At 71.9% G+C, this 659-nt stretch carries 1 protein-coding gene and 1 pseudogene; both read left to right on the top strand.

Annotated features, from left to right (window positions below; all coding sequences use genetic code 11):
* A pseudogene (locus tag ACFR9S_RS09315) lies at positions 1–396 on the top strand (translation initiation factor IF-2 subunit gamma); the annotation flags it as partial.
* Positions 393–659 (top strand): twitching motility protein PilT (locus ACFR9S_RS09310; protein ID WP_379818484.1); only part of this gene is annotated, 267 nt, incomplete at its 3' end. The pseudogene ACFR9S_RS09315 and the gene ACFR9S_RS09310, both read left to right, overlap by 4 nt.

Below are 659 nucleotides of genomic sequence, written 5' to 3'. Positions count from 1 at the left end.
GGCAACCCCGTCGAGGAGGCGACGCCGGGCGGCCTGCTCGGCGTCGGTACCGGGCTCGACCCCTCCTACACGAAGGGCGACGCGCTCGCGGGGCAGGTCGCCGGCGAACCCGGCACGCTCCCCCCGACCGTCGAGGGGTTCGAGATGGACGTCGAACTGCTCGACCGCGTCGTCGGCGAGGACGAGGAGGAGGTCGAGGAGATCTCGACGGGCGAGCCGCTGATGCTCACCGTCGGCACCGCCACCACCGTCGGCGCCGTCACCAGCGCCCGCGGCGGCGAGTGTGAGGTGTCGCTCAAGCGCCCCGTCTGTGCGGAGGCCGGGGCGAAGATCGCGATCAACCGCCGCGTGGGCGCGCGCTGGCGGCTCATCGGCATCGGCACCCTGAAGGAATGAGGACGACGGCGGTGCTGGACACCAACGCCCTGATGATGCCGGTCGAACTCGACGTGCGCGTGTTCGACGAACTCGACCGGCTGCTCGGGGAGTACGAGGCTGTCACCCCCCGAGCGGTCGTCGCGGAGCTGGAGAAACTCCGCGACGGCAACGGGAAGGAAGGCACCGCCGCTGCGGTCGGCCGCGATCTGGCCGACCGCTGTCGGATCGTGGAGACGGAGGAACCGTACGCGGACGACGCCGTCGTCGCGGCCGCGAAAGCG

Source organism: Halolamina salina, assembly GCF_042678005.1.
Classification (GTDB): Archaea; Halobacteriota; Halobacteria; order Halobacteriales; family Haloferacaceae; genus Halolamina; species Halolamina salina.
The sequence above is the reverse complement of the archived record's forward strand: the minus strand, read 5'-3'. Positions and strand labels throughout refer to the sequence as shown.